The sequence below is a fragment of the Microbacterium sp. Root553 genome (assembly GCF_001426995.1).
Taxonomy (GTDB): domain Bacteria; phylum Actinomycetota; class Actinomycetes; order Actinomycetales; family Microbacteriaceae; genus Microbacterium.
This window is the reverse complement of the sequence record NZ_LMFY01000001.1, coordinates 1,988,904-2,006,037: the sequence shown is the minus strand read 5'-3', so window position 1 is coordinate 2,006,037 and position 17,134 is coordinate 1,988,904. Positions and strand designations below refer to the sequence as shown.

General features: G+C 71.2%; 14 protein-coding genes. 7 read left to right on the top strand and 7 right to left on the bottom strand.

Annotated features, from left to right (window positions below):
- Window positions 1-62 precede the first annotated feature (62 nt).
- Genes ASD43_RS09250 through mtrA form a run of 3 tightly spaced genes read right to left on the bottom strand, consistent with a single transcriptional unit; the run spans window position 63 to window position 4,145 of the window.
- A complete protein-coding gene (locus ASD43_RS09250; protein WP_056416449.1) occupies window positions 63-1,781 on the bottom strand; it encodes an LpqB family beta-propeller domain-containing protein in 1,719 nt (572 codons plus the stop codon).
- On the bottom strand, window positions 1,778-3,457 hold the full coding sequence (gene mtrB, locus ASD43_RS09245) for an MtrAB system histidine kinase MtrB (protein ID WP_056416446.1): 1,680 nt from the start codon (window positions 3,455-3,457) through the stop codon (window positions 1,778-1,780). The genes ASD43_RS09250 and mtrB overlap by 4 nt, the downstream gene beginning before the upstream one ends.
- A 7-nt stretch (window positions 3,458-3,464) precedes the next feature.
- Complete coding sequence (gene mtrA, locus ASD43_RS09240; protein ID WP_056416443.1) at window positions 3,465-4,145, bottom strand: MtrAB system response regulator MtrA; 681 nt, start codon at window positions 4,143-4,145, stop codon at window positions 3,465-3,467.
- A gap of 95 nt (window positions 4,146-4,240) precedes the next feature.
- Between mtrA and ASD43_RS09235 the strand changes: the two genes are divergently transcribed.
- The 5 genes from ASD43_RS09235 to ASD43_RS09215 all read left to right on the top strand — a co-directional run bounded on the left by ASD43_RS09235 (window position 4,241) and on the right by ASD43_RS09215 (window position 9,860).
- A complete protein-coding gene (locus ASD43_RS09235) occupies window positions 4,241-5,671 on the top strand; it encodes a hypothetical protein (RefSeq protein WP_082539455.1) in 1,431 nt (476 codons plus the stop codon).
- The gene (locus ASD43_RS09230; protein WP_056416440.1) at window positions 5,668-6,309 is read left to right on the top strand and encodes a DUF4129 domain-containing protein; all 642 of its coding nucleotides are present in this window, start codon (window positions 5,668-5,670) and stop codon (window positions 6,307-6,309) included. The genes ASD43_RS09235 and ASD43_RS09230 overlap by 4 nt, the downstream gene beginning before the upstream one ends.
- Window positions 6,306-7,529: a DUF4350 domain-containing protein gene (locus ASD43_RS09225; RefSeq protein WP_082539341.1), complete on the top strand. Its 1,224-nt coding sequence runs from the start codon at window positions 6,306-6,308 to the stop codon at window positions 7,527-7,529. Before ASD43_RS09230 ends, ASD43_RS09225 begins: the two co-directional genes overlap by 4 nt.
- A 99-nt stretch (window positions 7,530-7,628) precedes the next feature.
- A complete protein-coding gene (locus ASD43_RS09220) occupies window positions 7,629-8,552 on the top strand; it encodes an AAA family ATPase (RefSeq protein WP_149423526.1) in 924 nt (307 codons plus the stop codon).
- A complete protein-coding gene (locus tag ASD43_RS09215) occupies window positions 8,553-9,860 on the top strand; it encodes a DUF58 domain-containing protein (protein WP_056416429.1) in 1,308 nt (435 codons plus the stop codon).
- A gap of 117 nt (window positions 9,861-9,977) precedes the next feature.
- Here the strand turns inward: ASD43_RS09215 and ASD43_RS09210 are convergent, their stop codons facing one another.
- Window positions 9,978-10,970, bottom strand: coding sequence for a stage II sporulation protein M (locus ASD43_RS09210; protein ID WP_056416427.1), 993 nt, complete (start codon window positions 10,968-10,970; stop codon window positions 9,978-9,980).
- 16 nt (window positions 10,971-10,986) lie between these two features.
- Here ASD43_RS09210 and ASD43_RS09205 point away from each other — a divergent pair, with 16 nt between their 5' ends.
- On the top strand, window positions 10,987-11,796 hold the full coding sequence (locus ASD43_RS09205; protein WP_056416424.1) for an RDD family protein: 810 nt from the start codon (window positions 10,987-10,989) through the stop codon (window positions 11,794-11,796).
- Window positions 11,797-11,869: 73 nt separating this feature from the next.
- Here the strand turns inward: ASD43_RS09205 and ASD43_RS09200 are convergent, their stop codons facing one another.
- On the bottom strand, window positions 11,870-12,076 hold the full coding sequence (locus ASD43_RS09200; protein WP_045255456.1) for a DUF3499 family protein: 207 nt from the start codon (window positions 12,074-12,076) through the stop codon (window positions 11,870-11,872).
- A 165-nt stretch (window positions 12,077-12,241) separates the two neighbouring features.
- Between ASD43_RS09200 and ASD43_RS09195 the strand changes: the two genes are divergently transcribed.
- Window positions 12,242-12,583, top strand: coding sequence for a metallopeptidase family protein (locus ASD43_RS09195; RefSeq protein WP_056419409.1), 342 nt, complete (start codon window positions 12,242-12,244; stop codon window positions 12,581-12,583).
- A 25-nt stretch (window positions 12,584-12,608) separates the two neighbouring features.
- Here ASD43_RS09195 and ASD43_RS09190 read toward each other — a convergent pair whose 3' ends face one another.
- Both ASD43_RS09190 and ASD43_RS09185 read right to left on the bottom strand, forming a co-directional pair.
- Complete coding sequence (locus tag ASD43_RS09190; RefSeq protein ID WP_056416421.1) at window positions 12,609-13,991, bottom strand: DUF5719 family protein; 1,383 nt, start codon at window positions 13,989-13,991, stop codon at window positions 12,609-12,611.
- Complete coding sequence (locus ASD43_RS09185; protein ID WP_157550935.1) at window positions 13,988-17,098, bottom strand: glycosyltransferase; 3,111 nt, start codon at window positions 17,096-17,098, stop codon at window positions 13,988-13,990. Before ASD43_RS09185 ends, ASD43_RS09190 begins: the two co-directional genes overlap by 4 nt.
- Between the last annotated feature and the right edge of the window lie 36 nt (window positions 17,099-17,134).

Sequence of the window (17,134 nt, the reverse complement as noted above, 5' to 3'; positions counted from 1 at the left end):
CGCACGGGTGCTGTCAGAAGTCCGCGCGGATCACTGCCGGTGCAGGAGCGGTGCGCTCGCGGTCAGTGCCCGGCCCGCGTGGCGAGGAGCGCGACGCCGCTGATCGACTCGCTCCACGCCGAGCCGGTGCGGGCGAAGACGGCCCCGCCGGCACCGAGAACCCGCAGCCCCGAGGCGCTGCGAGCGCCCGCGAGCGACACGGCATCCGTGGGCGCGACCTCCGACGTGCCGGTACCACCGACGATCTGCGTGATCACCGTGCGGTCCTCGAGGTCGGCGAGCACCCCCAGGCGATCGGGACCGAGCCACACGAGAGCGGTCGCCGAACCTCCCAGCTGCGCGAGAGGTTCGATCGGTCCCAGCTCGGTGGGCATACCCGTCTCGTCGCGGATCACCGACGACACGACGATCCACCGTTCACCGCCGACCACGACGACGGCGGCGATCCGCGCGCCGTCGACGGAGACACGGATGGCGGAGACGGAGGAGGCGTCGGGCCACGCGCCGGAGATCGCGTTCGGGGCCACCTCGCTGCCGATCGCCTGCAGCGCGGCCGGGGCGTTCGAGGGCACCGACCAGGTGTAGCCGTACGGGTCCATCGACGGACGCACGAGGTTCGCGCGCTCATCCAGTTCGTCGAACTGTCCCTCGCCCGCGAGATACACGTGGCCGTCCGCGAGTTTCACCGCCGCACGCGTGCCGTCGAGCGCCACGTCGATCGCCGAGATCGGCTGCGTCACGGCGAGGATCTCCTCCGTGACGCCGGCGATGGGAGTGATCTCGCTGCCCACGAGGGTTCCGAACTCGCCGTCCCGCAGCACGATGCTCCCGGTGTCGGCGGGGTCCTCCACGAGCTTGACGACCCCGGCTTCGAGGGTGCGCCCGTCGACGGTGAAGCGCACCTGGCTGATCTGCACGCCGGCCGCGGCGAACGTGCTCTGCAGCTGCGTGCGCATCCGGGCGAGGGTCTTCGGATCCAGACTCAGCGCTTCGCGATTCAGTGCCACGTCCGCGACCTGGTCCGAATCGATCGGCACGGCGTCCCGCGCGAGCTGCACGCCCTGCGGGAACGCGCTCTGCACCGCCGGGTCGAGCCAGGGGCTGGGGGCGCCGCCGATCAGAGACTGCGCGATCGTCGTGGCGACCGTGGCACGACGGGGGAACCAGCGCACGTCGGGCACCAGGCGCTCCCAGGTCTGGTCGTAGTACTGCAGAGCGAAGTCGTCGTAGACGCGCGAGAACCGGGACTCGTCGATCACGACGCCGTCGGGCGCCTCGGAGATCCGCCACTGCCCGTCGTCGAACACCACCACGAAGGCGGAGTTCGACGCTCCGAACGACTCCGAGTATGCGCCGGTCGCATCGACGCTGGCCAGCTGATCGAAGGTGACGCGCACGTCGGCGGTGTCACCGGCGGCAGGCTCGTCGTCCTCCTCGATACTCGAGGTGAACAGGCGCGTCGACGCGCTCACGTCGATCGAGACGCCGGTGTTCGGGCGCCAGGTCGACGCGAGGTCGGGGGTGAGGAACTTGCGCGCGGTGTCCCAGTTGTCCGCCGGCGTGATCGCCGCCTCCATGAAACCCTCGACGATCGCGGCCGGAGCGGCGCCGTCCGCAGGGCCCGAGGCGAGAGGGAGGAAGTCGGGGTCCTCCGGGGATGCCCCGAGGGCGAGCCCGGGCTGGGCGTCGCCGGACGTGGGCAGCCCCGTGCACGCGGTCAGCATCAGCACGGTCGTCGCGATGGCGAGGCCGCGCAGGATACGGCGGGTCCGACGCATCATTCGATGCTCCCTCGGTCGAAGAGCTCGGCCGGGATGTCGGCGAGATGGATCGGCTGGGTCGCGTCGCCGATCTCGGACAGCGAATCCTGCGGCTCCGTCGAGATCGGCGACGGCCCCTCTGACGCGTCGCCGCGGCGCGGCAGCGTGAGCACGAAGTTCGTGCCGACCCCGAGCTCGGACCACACCGCGAGACTGCCGCCGTGCAGGGTCGCGTCGCCGAGCGCGATGGAGAGCCCGAGACCCGTGCCGCCGATCGTGCGCTGACGCGAGGGATCCGCCCGCCAGAAGCGGTCGAACACCCGCTCGGCATCCGCCGGTTCCATGCCGAGCCCGAAGTCGCGCACCCCTGCGGCGACGGCATGCTGATTGCTGTCGACGGTCACCACGACCGGGCGCCCCTCGCCGTGCTCGATCGCGTTGCCGATCAGGTTGCGCAGCACCCGGCGCACGCGACGCGGATCCATGTCCACCGGAGAGTAGCCGCCAGGCGCGACCAGACGCAGCTCGGTGCCTCGTCCGTCCGCGAGCGGCTGCATCTGCTCGATGATGTCCTCCGCGAGATGCGCGAGGCTCGTGGCCTCGAGCTCCAACTGCACGGACCCCGCGTCGTAGCGGCTGATCTCCAGCAGGTCGGACAGCAGCGTCTCGAAACGCTGCACCTGGGTGTGCAGCAGCTCGGTCGTCCGGGCGGTGGTCGGATCGAACTCCCCGCGCTGGTCGTTGAGCATGTCGGCCGCGAGCCGGATCGTCGTGAGCGGCGTCCGCAGCTCGTGCGAGACGTCGGACACGAATCGCTGCTGCACGAGCGAGAGCTCGCCTAGCTCCTTGATCTGGGACTCGATGCTGTCGGCCATCGCGTTGAACGACCGACCGAGGGTCGCGATCTCGTCTTCTCCGTGCACGTCGATGCGCACCGCAAGGTCGCCCGACGCGAGTCGGGCGCTGGTCTCGGCGGCCTCGACGATCGGGGTCGACACGGTGCGCAGCACGATGAACGAGATCGCTGCGACGATGGCGACGAGTCCGATCCCGGCGATCCACAGCGTCCGCTGCACGAAGGTGAGGGTGTTGTCGGCATCGGCGAGGTCGTACGCGAAGTAGAGCTGGAAGGATCCCGCCTCAGGCACCTGCAGCTGCTGGCCGACGATGATTCCCGGGACGACCCGGCCGGCGACATCGAGCCCCACCGACTGCCAGGATTGGCGGTCGTCGAACTGCACGACCCTGTTGCTCAGACCTGTGCTGATGATGTTGGCGCTCAACCCCGCCGAGAACCCGTTCAGTGCGACGGCATCGGGGTCGTCGTTCATCCGGATGCCGGCGAAGCCCTCTGCCGTCGAGTAGCGCCGGAGATCTGCCTGCACGCTGTCCCAGAGTTCCTGCAGTGCGGCGGGCTCATCGCCGAGGGCTGCGGAGTCCAGGGTCACCTGCGCCAGGTTCACGGCGCGGGCCGCGTCTTCGAGCGCCTCCGTCTTGCGGGACTCGAAGAGATCGTTCTGGATGACCAGGGCCATGGTGACGCAGGTGATCAGGATCGCCGTGGACGTGAGGAGCAGAGTGACCGTCAGCGTGCGGAATCGCAGCGAACTCCGCCACAGCGCGCTGACGACCGACGGCCAGCCTCGCCAGTCGCGGATGACAGCGACCGCCGTGGTGGTCGCTGTGGGCGCGGCCATCGTCGTCCTATCCCGCGCTCCCGGCGCGGTAACCCACGCCGCGCACCGTCATGACGATCTTGGGATTGTCGGGATCGAGCTCGACCTTGGCCCTCAGACGCTGGACGTGCACGTTGACCAGGCGGGTGTCCGCCTTGTAGTGGTAGCCCCACACCTGCTCGAGGAGCATCTCGCGGGAGAAGACCTGCTGCGGCTTGGACGCGAGGGCGACGAGCAGCTGGAACTCCAGCGGGGTCAGAGCGATCGGCGCCGTGCCGCGCCGCACCTCGTGCGCATCGACGTCGACGGTGAGATCGCCCACGCGCAGCTGTTCGCCGACCGTCTGCGGAGTGGGGCGGAGCCTGGTGCGGATGCGGGCGACGAGCTCCTTCGGATTGAAGGGCTTCACGATGTAATCGTCGGCCCCGACCTCCAGGCCGCGCACCACGTCGGCGGTGTCGCTGCGGGCGGTGAGCATGATGACGGGGACTCCGGATTCGGCCCGGATCCGCGTGCAGATCTCGATGCCGTCCATGCCGGGGAGCATCAGGTCGAGCAGCACGAGGTCGGGACGCTGCGTGCGCCACTCCTCGACGGCCCGCGCTCCGTCGGCGCAGAACACCGGCTCGAAGCCCTCCGTGCGCAGCACGATGCCGATCATCTCGGCGAGCGCGGTGTCATCGTCGACCACAAGAATGCGTGAGGTCATAACTGTTACCTTATGGCACTCAGTCCCACCGACCTCCGTCTGCGCGTCCGACGGCGGGTGTGACACGATGGGAGCGCACGACGGAGGGAGTGCCGGTGAGCGGCCAGACGTGGACCCCTGCCCCGAAGAGGGGCATCATCCCCCTGCATCCGCTGACCTTCGGGATGCTGCTGAGCAGGTCGTTCGCGGCGCTGCGCCACAACCCGAAGGTGCTCTTCGGCTTCGGGGTCGTGATCCAGCTCGCGGTCGTGGCGCTCAGCGCCACCGTGATGGGGTTCGTGTTCGTCACGACCTTCACGCGCCTGGAGTCTCTCTCCCCCTCCTCCGCGGATTTCGAGGCAGTGTTCGCGGGGACCATCGCCATGAATCTCGTGGCCGGGCTCGCCGTGGGCATCGCCTCCATCGCCTTCACCGCTCTCATGCAGGGAGTGGTGGCCGCCGAGATCGGCTTCGCCGCGATCGGGGTGAAGGCCGGGCTCGGCACGCTCTGGCGACGGATGATCCCGTCGTTCTGGCGGCTGGCCGGCTTCGCGTCCCTCTCGGTCGTCTTCGTCTTCGGCGTGATCGTGATCCTGTTCCTCATCATCGCCGGATTCGTCGCCGGGGGTCTGGGGAACTCGGTCGAGGCGATCGGTGGCATCGTCATCCTCGTGGTCGTGCTGATCCTCGCGACCATCCCGCTGGTGGTGTGGCTCACGACCAAGCTGCTGCTCGTGCCCTCGGTCCTGGTGCTCGAGCGGGCGACGTTCCGCGAGGCGTTCGTGCGATCCTGGCGCCTCACCCGCGGCCGGTTCTGGACCGCCTGGGGCGTCACCTTCCTGATCGGCGCGATCATGGGCGTCGCGATGCAGCTGGTGAACCTGCCGGCGACGCTGCTGGGCTCGATGTTCAGCACCGTGATCGCTCCGACCGGATCCGCCGACACCGGCGCGATCATGGGGTTCGTCTTCGCCCTGCTCGCCCCGCAGATCCTTCTGCTGGTCCTGCAGGCGATCACGCTCGTCGTGCAGAGCACCGCAGGCACGCTCGTCTACCTCGACAGCCGGATGCGATACGAGGGCCTCGACCAGGCCCTGATCGGCCACGTCGAGCGCCGCGATCTCGGGTGGACCGAGGAGCAGCTGGGCGATCCGTTCGTGATCGACCCGTCGAAGGCCGTGACGAGCGCGCCCCCGCCGAAGCAGGTGCCGGAGTGGGCGATGATGAGCGCCGGCTACGGGACGCAGGGGTACCCGGGTCAGCCCTACCCTGCGCAGCAGCAGTACCCGGCGCAGCAGCAGTACCCGGCGCAGCCCTATCCGGCACAGCAGCAGTACCCCGCGCAGCCGTACCCCGCGCAGCAGCCGCAGCAATACCCGGCACAGCAGCAGTACCCCGCACAGCAGCCGCAGCAGTACCCGGCACAGCCGCCGTACTCCACGCCGTCCACTCCCCCTCCCGCTCCCGCCGCGCCGCCTGCCCCACACGCGGCGAGCGCGGAGTCGACCTGGGCGGCCCCCGGCACCGGAGGTGAGGGGCCGGCATGATCCGCCTCCTCGACGATGTGCGCGTGCCGGACGGCGACGAGGCGCGGCGGTGGGCCGAGCAGGAGCTCGCGGATCCCCGCTACGCGGACGCGAAGCCGACCTGGTTCGATCTCATCGCCCGGGACATCGGCCGGTTCCTGGCCGATCTCTTCAGCGCTGACAACGGCGCGAGCGTCGGACCCTCGGCTCTGATCATCGTCAGCATCATCGTCTTCGGCGCGCTCGTCGCCGCTCTGATCATCTGGGGCCGCCCGCGGCGCTCGCAATCGGTCCGCGCGCTCCGGGGCGGTCTGCTCGGCGCCGGGGACGATCGGTCGGCGACCCAACTCCGCACCGACGCCGACCGCGCCGCCCGCGCCCAGGACTGGGACGAGGCGACCATCCTCCGATTCCGCGCGCTGGCGAGAGGTCTGCTGGAGCGCGACCTCATCGACCCGTCTCCCGGTGCCACGGCCCAGGCCATCGCCCGGGAGGTCGCCTCCGTCTTCCCGCTCGAGATCGACCCGGTGCGTCGCGCCGCGGTCTCGTTCGACGATGTGCGGTATCTGCGGCATCCGGCGACCGCCGAGCGCTACGCCGAGCTCGCCGCGACCGATGAGCGGCTCAGCTCCCTGCGCCCCGACCTGGTGCCCGCATGAGCGTGATCGACCACAGCGTGGTCACCGAGCGGGATGCGAGCGGCCCGGAGGTCGCCGATTCGTCGACGGCCGAGCAGCCGCACCGCCGCCGACGCCTGAAATCGCTGATCGGATGGCTGATCGTCGCCGCCCTCGTCCTCGGCGGCGTCTTCGTCGCGATCCAGGTGGGCGTCCGGATGCCGGACCAGCGCGGCGCCCTCGACCCCGAGAGCGTGGGAGACTCGGGCGCCATGGCCCTCGCGCAGATCCTCGAGCAGCAGGGTGTGGAGGTGTCGGTCTTCCGCTCGAGGACCGAGGCACGTGCCGCGCTCGACGCCGACACCACTCTGGTGATGGCCAATCCGTACACGCTGAGCGACGAGGGGATCGCCGACCTCGTCGAGCCCGCAGGCCGCGTGGTCTTCCTCTCCAGCAGCACGCACCTGCTGAACCTGTTCGAACTCGGAGCGAACGCCACTCCCGACTCCGCGCCCGTGGCGGCGGGGTGCGATGCCGCCGAGTTCGCGGATGTCGGCACGATCCGCCCCGATCGGCTGTTCACCCCCGCCGACGGTGTCGAAGGGTGCTTCGGAACCGACGCGTCCGCTGTGCTCATCGACGACGATGCCGACGCGACGCGGATCCTCGTCGAGGGCGCCCGACTGTTCAGCAACGCCTATCTCGCCGACGACGGCAACGCCGCCCTCGGCGTCGCTCTTCTGGGACAGACCGATCGTGTCGTCTGGTACGTGCCGAGCTTCGGCGACACGGACATCGAGGGCGAGACGCCCGACACGCTCGGCTCGCTCACGCCGGGATGGGTGACGCCCGCCATCCTCCTGCTGATGATCGCCGGCCTCGCCGCCGCACTGTGGCGCGGCCAGCGCTTCGGTCCGCTCGTGTCGGAGACGCTGCCGGTCACGGTGCGCGCCTCCGAGACGATGCACGGGCGCGCGCGGCTGACCGCGAAGGCGGGCGACGCCGTGCACGCCTCCGAGGCGATCCGCGACGGCAGCAGGCGCCGGCTCGCACGACGACTCGGGCTGGCCGTGACCGCGACGCCCGAGGAGATCGCCGACGCGGCATCCGACCGACTCCGCATCCCGCGCGGCTCGCTGCACGAGCTGCTCGCGGGTCCGCTGCCCGCCGACGATCCCACCCTGATCGACCTGGCTCGGCGCCTGGGCGAGCTGGAGCAGGCCGTCGACGCCTCCACCCTCATCGAGCGGAGGGACGAGTGAGCGCTCGAACCCCCGTGACCGCCATCCCTTCACCGCTACGGAAGCCGAGGACACCACGTGACCGCTGAGAACTCCACCGACGCCGAACTGCGTCAGGCCATGCACCGCGTGCGCATCGAGGTCGACAAGGCCGTGGTCGGCCAGGCGGGCACCGTCACCGGACTGCTGGTCTCGCTGCTCGCTCGCGGTCACGTCCTGCTCGAGGGCGTGCCCGGTGTCGCCAAGACCCTCGTGGTCCGCTCGTTCGCCCGGGCCCTCGGCCTCGACACCAAGCGCGTGCAGTTCACCCCCGACCTCATGCCGGGCGACGTCACCGGCTCGCTCGTGTACGACGCCCGCACCGGCGAGTTCGACTTCCGCGCGGGGCCGGTGTTCACCAACATCCTGCTCGCCGACGAGATCAACCGCACACCCCCGAAGACGCAGGCGGCACTGCTGGAGGCGATGGAGGAGCGGCAGGTCTCGGCTGACGGCATGAGCCGCCCGCTGCCCGATCCCTTCCTCGTCGCCGCGACCCAGAACCCGATCGAGCACGAGGGCACCTACTCCCTGCCCGAGGCGCAGCTGGACCGCTTCCTGATGAAGCTCGTCGTCGGGATGCCGGAGCGCGACGCCGAGGTCTCCGTGCTGCGCAAGCACGCCTCCGGGTTCTCGCCCCGCGAGCTGACGGGTGTCGAGGCCACGGTGTCGGCGGACGAGATCCGTGCCGCCCAGGCCGCCGCGGGCAGGGTCGAGGTGACCGACGATGTGCTCGGATACGTCGTCGACCTCGCCAGAGCCACGCGGCAGTCGCCGTCGGTCGAGCTGGGCGCGAGCCCGCGCGCGTCGACCGGCCTGCTCGCAGCCGCGAAGGCCTGGGCCTGGCTCAACGCCTCGTCGGCGGTCACCCCCGACCACGTGCAGACGATGCTGGTGCCGGTCTGGCGTCATCGACTGCAGCTGCGGCCGGATGCGCAGATGGAGGGCGTGTCGGCGGATGCCGTGCTGACCTCGGTCGTGCAGCAGACGAGGGTGCCGATCTAGGTGTTCGTCACCGGTCGTCTCGCGCTCGCCGTCGCCGTCGGCATCGTTCCCGTCGTGCTCGCCGGGCTCGCGGGCTATCCCGCATACGCCGCTCTCGGCATCTGGGTGGGGCTGTGCATCCTGCTGCTGGTCGTGGACGTGCTCACAGCGCCCAGCCCGCGCACGGTCGTCGTGACCAGACGCGTACCGACGCGTACGCGACTCGGCGAGCCGGTGCCGGTGAGCGTCGCGCTGCAGAACCTCGGCTCTCGCACCCTGCATGCACTGATCCGCGACGCGTGGCAGCCCACGGCCGGCGCAGACGAGGGCCGACAGCGGCTCATCGTGCCGCCGGGGGAACGACGTCGCGTCGCGATCCCGCTCCTCCCCCGCCGTCGTGGCGAGCTGTCCAGCGAGTTCGTGATGATCCGCTCGCAGGGACCGCTCGGGCTCGCCGGCCGACAGGCCCGCCACCGAGTGCGCGGCACGATCCGGGTGCTGCCGGCCTTCACCTCGCGCAAGCACCTGCCGTCGCGTCTGGCCCGTCTGCGCGAGCTCGACGGCAACACGAGCATCCAGGTGCGCGGCCAGGGCACGGAGTTCGATTCGCTGCGCGAGTACGTGCGCGGCGACGACGTGCGCTCGATCGACTGGCGAGCGACCGCACGGGCCGGGACCACGATGCTGCGCACCTGGCGTCCTGAGCGCGACCGACACGTGGTGATCATCATCGACACCGGGCGCACGGCCGCGGCCCGCGTGGGCGACGGGACGAGGGTGGACGCGGCACTGGAGGCGTCGTTGCTGCTCGCGGCCCTCGCGGCACGTGCCGGTGACCACGTGCACCTGCTGATGTACGACCGTGTGGTCCGCGCGCGCGTCACCGGCGTCGACGGCTCGGCGCTGCTTCCCGCACTCACCGACGCCATGGCGCCCGTGCACGCGCGTCTGGTCGACACCGACTGGCCCGGCGCGTTCGCGGCCGTGCGCACTCTCACCACCCGCCCCGCGCTGATCGTCGTACTCACCGCACAGGACGCCGCGGAGTCGGCACGCGGGTTCCTCGGGGCCTTCCCCGATGCCACGAGGGCCACCTCCATCCTCGTCGGATCCGTGACGGACGACGGCATCGCCGACCTCGCGCAGAGACGCGGCTCCCGTGAGGAGATCTACCTCGCGGCCGCGGCCGAGCGCACGATGCGCGATGCCGAGAACGTGGCGGATGCCGTGCGTCGCGCCGGTGGCGAGGCGATCGCCGCCGACCCCGAGACCCTGCCTCCGAGGATCGCCGACCGCTACCTGGAGCTCAAGGCCGCCGGGCGTCTGTGAGCACGGTCCCGTCTGTGATCACGGTGTCTTCTGTGATCACGGTCCCGTCTGTGAGCACGGTTTCGTCTGTGATCACGGTGTCTTCTGTGAGCACGGACTGACGCGGGGTCCGCGCGCTCAGCCCGCGAGCAGTCGGGGCGTCCCCGCCTCGTACTCGATGAGGTCGCCCGTCTCGCCGCGGCGGTGCGCACGACCTCCGATGACGACCATGTAGATCAGGAAGGCACCGAGCGCCGCGGCCCCGATGCCGATCTTGAGCGGCCAGGGCAGGGCCCACCCTGTGATGAAACCCTCGATCAGTCCGGATGCGAACAACGAGAACACCAACCCGATCGCGACCGTCGCCAGTGCGCGTCCTTCTGCAGCCAGCGACTCGCCCCGGGAACGGTGCCCCGGCGCGACCCAGGACCAGAACAGATGCAGTCCTGCAGCCGCTGCGACGAAGATCGACGTCATCTCGAGGAGCCCGTGCGGGAGGATGTAGAGGATCATCACGTCGACCTTGTCGTGGGCGACCATGACGGCTCCCGAGACCCCGAGGCCCATCGCGTTCTGCACGAGCACCTGGATCGGCCACAGCCCGGTGATCCCGAACAGCACGCACTGCAGGGCGATCCAGGCGTTGTTCGTCCAGACCATCCCCATGAACACGGCGGCCGGGTTATCGGTGTAGTAGCCGGTGAAGCTCTCGTCGGCGTACTGCTGGAGCATGTCGGGCGGCCCGAGGGTCGCGATGAGGGCGGGGTCGGAGGATATCCAGGCGGCCGTGCCGACGACGACGGCGATGAAGGACACCGCGATGATCAGAGTGGTCCAGCGCAGCCGGTACAGCGCCGCCGGCAGCTGCGACGAGAAGAAGCGGGCGGTCTGGGTGAGGATGCTGTCGGAGGCGCCGGTGAGGCGCAGACGCGCCCGCACCAGGATCGTCGACAGGTACGCGCCCTGCGGCGACTCTCCCACCGAGGTCTTGAGCTCGGCGAGATCAGCGGATGCCGCGCGGTAGCGCACGATCAGCTCATCGACGCCGGCTCCGTCGAGGCGCGCGCGGCTCAGTTGCTCCAGCCGCTCCCACTCGGCGCGGCGTGCATCTGTCAGCGCATCGGCATCCACCTGATTTACTGTACTCATGTCTGCCCCGCTCGATGCCTCCGACGAGGTGCTCTCCGGCGAAGCCGTCGCGATCGACGTGCAGCCGGTGGGCTTCGTCCTGAGGGCGGCCGGAGCGATCATCGACCTGCTCCTCGGACTCGGAGTCTTTCTCCTGACCGTGTTCCTGCGGATCTGGCTGCTCAATCTGGGGCTGCTGGACGAGGCGACGGATCGCATCGCGACGGTCGTGTCGATCGTGATCAGCTTCGTCGTCCTGCCGATCGCCATGGAGGTCGCCCTCAAGGGCCGCAGCCTCGGCAAGCTCGCCGTGGGCGGGCGGATCGTGCGCATCGACGGCGGGGCGACCGGGTTCCGCCACGCGTTCATCCGTGCGCTCCTCGGCGTGCTGGAGATCTATCTGACCCTGGGAAGCGTCGCCGTCCTGGCGGGGGCGTTCAGCGCTCGATCGCAGCGGCTGGGCGACATGGTCGCGGGCACGTACAGCCAGCGGGTGCGCACGCCCACACTCGTCGCGAGCGTTCCCGTACTGCCGCCGATGCTGGCAGGGTGGGCGCAGATCGCCGACGTGGCGAGGCTCCCCGACCGGCTCGCCCGGCGCATCTCGCAGTTCCTGCAGAGCGCACCCCGCATGGTCCCCGCGGCCCGCGCACGCGTCGCGCAGGACCTGCTCACCGAGGCCGCACCGTTCGTCTCCCCCCTGCCCCCGGAGGCGCCGGAGATCGTGCTGGTCGGGATCACGGTCCTCCGCAGGGAGCGCGAGGGCCGCGCCCTGCAGAACGCCGACCGTCGAGCAGAGAAGCTCACAGGACGGCGCGTGGGCGTCTGAGGAGGCCTCTCCCGACCGCAGCGCGGAGTCGTGTCCGGCGCGCCCGGATCGGCCCCGGACGCGTCCAGGAGGATCAGGCCCGCAGAGCCTCGTGCCGCACGACGATCCAGCCGGAGGGCACCGAGAGGCGATCGGCATGGGGAGCGCAGAGATCGTGCGAGTGCGGATGCCCCGCGAGCCCCAGAGGGCCGAGCGCGGCCATCTGGTCGCCGTAGTCGTAGGTGATCGTCGCCACGGCTTCTCGCGCGCAGCCGACCTTCGAGCAGAGTCGTCCGTTCATCTCCGCCAGGCTACGTCGCCGAACGGAGCTCGTCCGGATGCCGCGCCGCCGCCGCTCGCAGACTCGGCTTAGACTTTCGCTATGCCCCGTCGCCCCCGCACCTCCGACTCGCCGCGCCGTGGGGCTCGGCACGGACGGCACGGCCGCGTGGGCCGCAGCGAGGCCGTGCGCCCTCCCCTCGCCCCGCTCGACGGCCGCATCGATCGCTTCGACCTCACGGTCGGCACCGCGGTGGAGTTCCTGCGCGGAACCTGGCCCGAGCTTCAGGAAGTGAGATTCGAGATCGGCGGGATGCCGGACTTCGACGCGACCGACGAGGTGCCCCGCTGGCACCTGGATCATCAGCAGCAGCGGATCGTGCTGTTCCGACTTCCGATCGAACGCCTGCTGCCTCCCGGACACGACGACGTCGCGCACCGCAAGATGGCGATCGAGAGCGCAGTCTTCCGCGCCGCGGCGGAGTACGTGGGCCGCGAACCCTGGGACTTCGGCGGCCACGACCACTGATGCGCCGCCGAGGCGCCGCCCGGCGTCAGGGATAGACGGTGATGCTCTGCTGCGTGCCGGCCGCCGGCCACAGCGGCCAGACCGCGAGCGCACCGGTGTCGGTCATCGTCACGGAGGCATGGATCGGGCCGGACCCGGTCAGCGAGTACACCGTGCGCGGACGCACCTCGATCGACGACGACGAACCGGCCGGGACCTCGACCTCGACGGGCTCGCCGCCGGCGACGGGTTCGACCTGCACCGTCGCGTCGACGTCCTCGGTGTTCACGAGCACCAGCCGGGGAGCGGGCCCGAGCGGGATGGCCGCGAGCACCTCGTCATCGATCTCCGGTGCGGGCAGCACCCAGGCGAAGTCGTCCTGCGGGCCACCGCCCTCCTGCTGGCGGACCCCGGAGAGCACCGGGGTGTCGGAGTCGACCCGCACCGTGTACTCCCCCGGCGCCAACGCGGACAGGGACAGTTCGGTCGGCGCGCCCGCCGTCAGGGGTACGTCGAACGTCCCGGCCGTCGCCGCGGACCCGAGAGCATTCACGGTCACGACCGCCTGCGCATCGGCGTCGGGAGACATCAGGCGCACGACCGTCGAGTCCCCGTTGTCGCCCTGGGTCTCGAAGAGCCGGACCCCCGGGAGCACCGCGTGCTGCTGCGGGGCGGCCACGGCATCCTGCAGGTCGACACCCGCGGGATCGAGCGTGCGGGTGAGCGAGGACTGGAGAACGGCGCGCACCGGCGAGCCGGTGGCGGTGACATGCACCATCGGCAGATCGGATCCCGCGGCGAGCGAGGTCAGCGGCACGGCCGACTGCGACTCGGCGGGCACGATCACGGTGCGCGACGCCCGGACGGAACCGTGGGCGACAAGGGTGACGGTCGAGGGCACGACTCCGGGGTTCGTGAGCACGATGAGGTCCTCCGTGCCCGTCTGCACCGAGCCGCCGACGATCCAGGAGTCCTGGCTCGCGGGACGGCAGGGCGCGGCGGCCAGGCCCGAGAGATCTTCGGCGGCGAGCGAGATCGACTCGGTGGCGGCCAGCAGCGGTGCCACACGTCCCTCCACCGCTCCGACCAGACGCTGCGCGGAGCCCCCCTCGGCGAGGTCGTCTGCGACGAGCGGGGTGGTCTCGGCCGACCCCGAGGATCCGGCGGCAGAGAGGGCCGGCGACCCGGCCGTCGCCATCTGGAAGGGGTTCGCGGGGTCACGGCCGATGGCCCGGAAATCGCCGTTGCACACGAGCACCGTGTCGCCGGGCAGCGGCGTCACCTCCGCGCTCGCGGGCTCGTGCTGAACCGACGGCCAGGGCGCGGTGACCCCGAGCACCACCGCGACCACGCATGCGCCTGCGACGACCGCGCCGGTCAGCAGGCGGGCACCGGTCGCAGCCGCTCGGAATGCGCGCGTACCGCTCATGACCGCTCTCCCTCATGCGTCGTCGAACCGGGTTCATCGGTATCGGAACCGGACTCCCCGTCGGCGGAGACCGCCTCGGGTGCCGGGGCACCGCCCGTGCCCTCTGCCTCGGCGGCATCAGCCGGGCCGGCATCGGCCACCACGGTCCCATCGGCCACCGCGGTCCGATCGGCCACCGCGGTCCCGTCTGCCTCGACGGCGCCCTGCGGCATCCCTCGTCCTTCGACCGACTCCGCGACCGCGGCGGGCACGACGGGGATGTCGTCGTCCCGATCCTCCGGGTGCCGGGGAAGGACCAGAGGCTCCTCGGGCGCGCGACCCACGATGCGCGAGGTGGCACGGGCCGCGCGACGCGACGAACGCGTCGGCACCGAGAGCAGCAGGGCGGCGAAGAGCATCACGAACTGCAGCGTGACCACGAGGCGCGACGTCGCCTGCTCGCCGCCGGAGAGCGACGCTCGCGGGGATGCCTCGGACTCGAGACGGTAGAGGACTCCGCGATCCGTGGACCCGGCCGGCACGAATCCGGCCCGCTGGTCGAGGGAGCTCTCCGCCGATGTGCCCAGTGCACGGGCTTGATCGGACTGCTCGTCCGACGCGCTGGACAGCAGGACGTAGGAGATGCCGGCATCCCCCAGCTCCCCTGCCGCGTCGAAGTCCCGGGCCGAGAGGAGATCGACGGAGAGTGTGGTCAGATCGGTGCCGCGCAGCTCCGTGGCCGTCGACAGGATCGTCGCCTGGGCCCCCAGCGTCTCGCTCCCACCCCAGACGACCTCGGTCGCGAGCCCGCCGTCGTTCTGCGGGGTGAGGACGAGGGTGCCGACGGGACGGTCGGCCCCCGCCTGCGCAGCCACATAGGCGGGGAGCGTCGAGACGGGACCGTCACGGAGTGCGGATTCGTCGGAGTGGGTGGCGGCGAGCGCGGGAGCAGCGCACACGGCGATCGCGAGACCGGCCACGGCAGCGCTCACGAGGCGCACTCGTGGCGCGGTCAACGCGGTGTCGAGGGTGACCACCGCGGCTCCGGTGAGACCGATCCAGGCGACGCTCAATCCGGCGCCGGGCCAGATGGCCACCGGCGTACCCTGCGCGAACGATACCGAGATGCCGACGGCCAGGAAGGCCGTGGCGAGACCCGACAGGGCGACGACGAGCAGTGTGATGCCCGCGCGCCACCGTGGCGCGACCGCGGACACCAGCGCGAGCACGGCGAGGGGGGCGAGCAGAAGCCCCGCCCATGGCGCCAGGTCCGTACCGAGCCAGCCAGTCCATCCGGCGATTCCGCCCGTGGGGAAGCCCGAGGCGAGTGCGAGGCGACCGGCGGCGTCCGCCGCGACCTGAGGCCCCGCCCAGATCGATCCGGGGTCCGCGAGCACGGCGAGCAGAGTTCCGTGCCGCACCTGCCAGATCACGAGCGGCGCGAACAGCGCGATCGCGGGAACCGGCAGCCACAGCAGCCGGACAGCCCCACGGAAGCGGGCGGAGGCGAGGGTGATCCCCAGAGCGACGACCCACAGGAACAGAAGCGCGGGCGCCAGCGAGGGTGCACACGCGAGGACCGCGGCGAACAGGAGGGATGCCGCGCCCGACGCCCCCCAGGAGCGATGCGTCACGACGGCGGCGTGGAAGAGCCAGGGCAGAAGCAGATGCACGAGCACCCCGGTCGGGCGGCCGTCGACCAGGGCCGTGAGGAAGGTCGGCGCGAGCGCCCAGACGACACCCGTGAAGATGCGGAGGCCCGAGCGGTCGGTGACGCGGGTGGCGGCGAACCATCCGCCGAGGACGGCGAGCGGCAGAGCCAGGATCCACAGCAGCACGAGCGAGAACGACGGCGCTCCCGGCCACAGCGACCCCAGGACGGCGACGACCGCGGCGAACGGATCGGCCGGGCCGACGACATCGGCACCGAGACCGCGCAGCCCCCAAGCCGCGTCGTCCCAGAGCGCCCCGACGGTCGCGCGCAGGGGAAGCAGGCCGCCGCCGCCGAGCACAGGCCAGGCGAGAACGGTGGTGAACGTCGCCAGACTCACGACGAGAGCCGCGAGCACGGCCCAGGCGCCGCCGCCCGAGAAGAACCGCAGCTCGCTCACGGCTCCGCCTTCGCTCCCGTGCCCGTCGTCGAGGCGACGCCGCAGGTCGCCTCCACTGACCCGCAGGGGGGCGATGCTCGCCCAGCTCGAGGTGCGGAACGAGCGGATCCGCCGGCGCGATCGTGCGATCGCACCGAACCGGACCATCGCGGTCGCGGCGGCACCCCACTCGGGAGCGACGGCCTCGGGGCGCTTGCCGACGAGATGGGTGATCGATCGCCAGAGAGCGAGCGGCAGCAGCGCGAGCCAGTGCAGAGGCACCACGAAAGCGGGCGCGTAGGCGAGTCTGCGGTGCAGCTGAGCGAGCCGCGTGACGAACGCGCGCCTGCTCCGCCCTGTCGGCAACGCGGCGGGACCATCCGGCGAGACGGACACGCGCGCGGCCGGTGCGAGCACGACACGACCGCCGCCGAGGCGTGCGCGAACGCCGAGGTCGAGCCCCTGGTCGGCCCCGGCGAGTGCGGCATCGGGGCGCAGCGCGTCGCGCACCTCGCCGCGGATCAGCATTCCGCGGATGTCGGCTCCGAGGGCGTCGTCGCTTCCGTCGTGCTGACCCTGATCGAGCTCTCCCGCGGCCAGCTCGACCGAGCGTCCGAGCGTCGTCATGCTGACGCCGAGCGAGACGATCTCACGATCGTTGTCGGTGTGCACGAGCTTCGGGGCGACGATCGCCGCAGACGGCGAGCGCTCGAGCATACCGACGAGTCGCTCCAGGGCGCGACGGTGAGGCGCGGTGTCGTGCGCGAGCAGCCAGACGGCGCTCCCCTCGGCGATCCGCGGGCGGGCCAGCTCGACGGCATCCGCGAAGGAGGTGGTGCCGCGCGCCTCGATGATGCCCTCGACCGCCGCCGCGACGGCTGCGCTCTCCCGGGCGGATGCGGCATCACCGCACATCACCAGAGTGACGGCCGCAGGCGGTGTGGTCTGCGCACGCAGCGCGTCGAGCGTGCGGAGCAGCTGCGCACGGGCGGAAGATCCTGGGCGCGCGACGATGATGGCGTGAACTCGGGCTGGCATGACGTCGTCAGCCTAGGCGTGCCCCGGGCCTGCGCT